The 2,679-nt window shown below is 74.9% G+C and carries 2 protein-coding genes; one reads left to right on the forward strand and one right to left on the reverse strand.

Annotated elements, in window-relative coordinates:
• On the forward strand, window positions 1-405 hold a 405-nt coding region (locus GTR02_RS21170; RefSeq protein ID WP_166609449.1), incomplete at its 5' end, for a hypothetical protein.
• A gap of 51 nt (window positions 406-456) precedes the next feature.
• Here the strand turns inward: GTR02_RS21170 and polA are convergent.
• A partial coding sequence (gene polA / locus GTR02_RS21175) for a DNA polymerase I (RefSeq protein ID WP_166609450.1) occupies window positions 457-2,679 on the reverse strand: 2,223 nt, incomplete at its 5' end.

Raw genomic sequence — 2,679 nt, forward strand, 5'->3', positions numbered from 1 at the left:
TTCCTGACGAGCATCGGGGTGGCGGACGTGGGCCGAGAGGTCGTGGTCAGCCAGGGGGTCGCCGGCCTCGTCGCGCACCGGGCGCGCACGACGCCGGTGTCGGCGGCGGACGACGAGCGGCGTCGCGAGCTGCGGGCCGTGGCGCTGGGCAGCTACGCGGCCGCGTCACCGCGCGGTCTCGCCCTCGACGCCTGGCGCGTCGTGCAGGCCAGCGGCGCGGTCGCCGAGGTGGGGGCCTGCCGCGCGGGCTCCCCCGGGCACCAGACGCCGGAGGAGCAGCGCCGGGCGGCGTGGTGGGGCGCCGACGCCGCGACCGGCGAGCCACGGCGCCGACCACCCGCACCGCGCTGGCTCCTCGCGCGCTTCGACGCCGCGCTGCCGGAGCTGCTCGCCCCCGTGCGCTGAGACACGTGCGCTGAGACCCGTTGCGCTGCAGCCCGTGAGAGGGCGGCCGGGCTAGTGGCCCGCCTCGTGCCAGGACGCGCCGAGGCCCACCGAGACGTCCAGCGGCACGGCGAGGTCGGCGGCCGCGGCCATCTCCCGGCGCACGAGGGCCTCGAGCGTCTCCCGCTCGCCGTCGGCGACCTCGAGGACGAGCTCGTCGTGCACCTGCAGCAGCAGGCGCGAGCGCATCCCCGCGCTGCGCAGGCCCGCGTCGACCCCGAGCATCGCGACCTTGATGATGTCGGCGGCCGAGCCCTGGATGGGCGCGTTCAGCGCCATGCGCTCGGCCATCTCGCGGCGCTGGCGGTTGTCGCTCGTGAGGTCGGGGAGGTAGCGGCGGCGGCCCATGATCGTCTCGGTCCAGCCGGACTGGCGGGCCTCGGCGACGACGCCCTGCAGGTAGTCGCGCACGCCCCCGAAGCGCTCGAAGTACTCGTCCATGAGGCCCTTGGCCTCCTCGGTGGAGATCTTCAGCTGGTTCGACAGCCCGAACGGCGACAGACCGTAGGCGAGGCCGTACGACATCGCCTTGATCTTCGCGCGCATCGCGGAGGTGACCTCGGCCGGCTCGACGTGGAAGACCCGGCTGCCGACGAAGCGGTGCAGGTCCTCGCCGGACCGGAAGGCCTCGATGAGGCCCTCGTCCGCGGACAGGTGCGCCATGATCCGCATCTCGATCTGCGAGTAGTCCGCGGTGAGCAGGCTCTCGAAGCCCTCGCCGGAGTCCCCGCGGCCGACCACGAACGCGGCCCGGATCCGCCGGCCCTCGTCGGTGCGGATGGGGATGTTCTGCAGGTTCGGGTCCGTCGAGCTGAGCCGCCCCGTCGCCGCGATCATCTGCTGGTAGGTGGTGTGGATGCGGCCGTCGTCGGCGATCGACTTCTGCAGGCCCTCGACCGTCTGGCGCAACCGCGAGGCGTCGCGGTGCTCCAGGAGGTGCTGCAGGAACGGGTGCTCGGTCTTGACGTACAGCGCCGCGAGGGCGTCCGCGTCGGTCGTCCACCCCGTCTTCGTCTTCTTCGTCTTGGGCATGTCCAGCTGCTCGAAGAGCACGACCTGCAGCTGCTTGGGCGACCCCAGGTTGATCTCGGTGCCGATGACCTCGTAGGCCAGCCGCTGCGCCTCGGCGACGCGGTCGGCGAAGTGCTGCTCCAGCTCGGCCAGCAGGTCCGCGTCGATGGCGATGCCGACGCGCTCCTGGCGCGCGAGCACGTCGACCAGGGGCAGCTCGACCTCGGCGAGCAGGCGGGTGCCGCCGCGCGCGTCCAGCTCGGTGGCCAGGACGTCGGCGAGCTCGGAGACCGCGAGCGCGCGGACCATGCCCTCCTCGGCCCGTGCCTGGTCGCTGCCGCCCAGGGGGCCGTCGCCCGCGTCGAGGGTCAGCTGGTCGCCGTCCTCCGACGGCTGCTCCGGCACCGGCGCCCCCTCGGCCCGCAGCTCCCGGCCGAGGTGGCGCACCGCGAGGTCGGCGAGGTCGTAGCTGCGCTGGTCGGGGTGGCAGAGGTAGGCGGCCAGGGCGGTGTCCTGGACGAGCCCGCGCAGCTCCCACCCCCGCCCGTGCAGGGCGTGCGCGGGGCCCTTGACGTCGTGGGCGACCTTGGGCCGCTGCGGGTCCGCGAGCCAGGCGGCGAGCGCCTGCTCGTCGGCCGCCTCGAGCGTCGAGGGGTCGAACCAGGCGGCCACGCCGTCGGCGCCCGCGAGCGCGATGCCGGTCGCGTCGCCCGCGCCGCGGCCCCACTCCCCCGCGACGTGCAGCCCCGTGCGGCCCTGGGCGTGCTCGGCCAGCCACGGGCCGACCTCGCCCGCGAGCAGCACGGCGCCGTCGACGCCGAAGCCGCCCTCGGCCTCGGGCTCCGCGGACTCCAGCGTCGCGAACAGGCGGTCGCGCAGGACGCGGAACTCGAGCCCGTCGAAGACGGTGTGGACCTGCTCGCGGTCCCAGGCGCGGCGGTGCAGGTCGGCCGGCTCGACGTCGAGCGCCAGGTCGCACACCAGGGCGTTGAGGCGGCGGTTGCGGATGACGCCGTCGAGGTGCTCGCGCAGGCTGTCGCCGGCCTTGCCCTTGATGAGGTCGGCGTGGGCGATGACGCCGTCGAGGCCGTCGTAGGTCCCGATCCACTTCGCGGCCGTCTTGGGCCCCACCCCGGGCACGCCCGGCAGGTTGTCGCTCGTCTCCCCGACCAGGGCCGCGAGGTCGGGGTAGCGGGCGGGCGGGACGCCGTAGCGCTCCTCGAC

The sequence above is a fragment of the Kineococcus siccus genome, assembly GCF_009906795.1.
Classification (GTDB): domain Bacteria; phylum Actinomycetota; class Actinomycetes; order Actinomycetales; family Kineococcaceae; genus Kineococcus; species Kineococcus siccus.